Consider the following 1,801-nt stretch of genomic DNA (forward strand, 5'->3'; position numbering starts at 1 on the left):
CCGAGGCAGTCAACGAGATGACGCCGAATTGTGAATGGCCGCCTGAGCCGACACAAGGCTTGGATAAGTCGACCCTGCTCGAGGATGTATCCTAGGGGACACAGCCAGGAATGCAGCCGGCCAAGGCGAGATCCAGGGTGGCAACTCTACACCGGGGGACGCTCCTGCGCGATCGCCTTCATCCGCTAGCAAACCAAGGATCTGTTTCGAGCGCGCCGAACGCGCAACTGGCCGCCATCCTGAAAATGCGGCACCGCTGCATCGCGGCGCCCTCGCGCTCGCGTATTTCGGTGAGCGGAAGAAGGCGCGTTCCTGGCTGGCCAGAGCGCTGGCGATCGATCCGGACGACTTCGTGACGCAGTACAACGCCGCTTGCATGTATTCCGTGCTCGGGGAAGTGGAGGAAGCGGTTCGGTACCTGGAAAGAGCCGTCGGAGGAAGCGCGAGTCAGAACCTATTGGAACGAATCCGTCACGAAGTCGATTTCGACGCCATTCTCGATCACCGCGGTTCGTGCAGCTTCTTAGTTCACTTGGCTTGTGACGCACAGCTGTACTTGCACAAGCTTCGGCCTGCCTAGCAGCCGCGTTCGCGGCGCGTCCGCTTTGGGGTGGCGGATTCAACTGCTCGCAGCAACACACGAGTCTGTCTGAAAGATGGAATGTGAGCCATGAAGCAGCGACGTCGCATCTACTACTCGGCCGCTCAGCGGGCTGAGATTTGGGTTGGATGGGAGGCGGGCGAGTCGATGATCTCGATCGGACGACGATTCGATCGGGGGTCTTCATCTGTCCGCTCTTGCCGCCGCGCCTGGGCCTTGCACTGGCGGGCTGCCGGCCTTTGCCTGTCGCCGGTGGTGTTTTCCGTCACATTTTGCTGCCGCTGCTTGTGCTGCTCACCTGGCCGCTCGCCATGGGCAAGTATTTCGCCCCGGCATCGTCTCTGTGGGGTTTGCTTCGTCGGCAAAGGACATCGCCAGCTGGCCCTCACAGCTGCGGTCGATCGCGGCCGAATCGGCATTGATGCTGGCCGACGCGCTGGCCGGCGGCCGCTTCACCCGCCACAATGATCTGTTGCTGCCTGCCGGCATTATTGCCGGGGCCGGCCCGCAGGCCGGCCACATGGTCCATCACACCGCACCGCTAAGCTGGTCTGGCCATGGTGGACAGGGTCGCTGACGCGGCCAGCATGAAGTAGGCCGGCACTGGCGCATGATCTCGAAAGAAGTGGAATCCGGTTTTCGGAAAAGGTCATGCTCAAAAGCAATAGGTAGAACCCCGTCCCGACTCTATCGGGTGGCGAATCGGATGATTTACTTCACGGCGACACGCACTTCAGCGCACCGCATCCTGTGGATCCATGCGCGCCGGTTCGGCTAAGATCGAGGTCGAGGTCCGGTATCTTGGGGATTTGGCCAGGGGAACGGCCGCAATTCCGTGTTCGGCTTCTGCCTCTCTTTGTGGCTGCCAGCATCTAGTCGTCTGCAAATCGAGGCCACGGACTGACAAGCACCCCGCACCACGAGGAGCTGGCGGTCGGAGACCAAATGTAGACATGTCGCGCCATCCTTTTGGGTGGGGCTTGCGATGCATACTGACGGTCGAGGGCTTAATGTAACCAAATCAACGGCTCGGCGTTTCGGTCAGCGCGTTGTAATGAGCGAAGCCATAACCTCTGTCACGAGCATAGACTGGCGATTTCATGAATCGCAATTTTCTGGTGATTGAACCTGAGGAAGGCATTGCCGTGCTCAAGGGGCTTGCCTCCTCGGCGCGGATCTCGATGCTGAAACTGCTGCATG

Annotated in this window: 2 protein-coding genes; both read left to right on the top strand. The window is 60.4% G+C overall.

Annotation, left to right across the window (positions count from 1 at the left end; genetic code table 11):
* Positions 1-352 precede the first annotated feature (352 nt).
* Entirely contained in the window at positions 353-580 is a 228-nt protein-coding gene (locus NKI72_RS35620) for a TPR end-of-group domain-containing protein (protein WP_502898651.1), read from the top strand.
* 364 nt (positions 581-944) lie between these two features.
* A complete protein-coding gene (locus tag NKI72_RS34815) occupies positions 945-1,178 on the top strand; it encodes a hypothetical protein (RefSeq protein ID WP_352837402.1) in 234 nt (77 codons plus the stop codon).
* Positions 1,179-1,801 lie beyond the last annotated feature (623 nt).

It is taken from the genome of Mesorhizobium sp. M0437, assembly GCF_040321335.1.
Classification (GTDB): domain Bacteria; phylum Pseudomonadota; class Alphaproteobacteria; order Rhizobiales; family Rhizobiaceae; genus Mesorhizobium.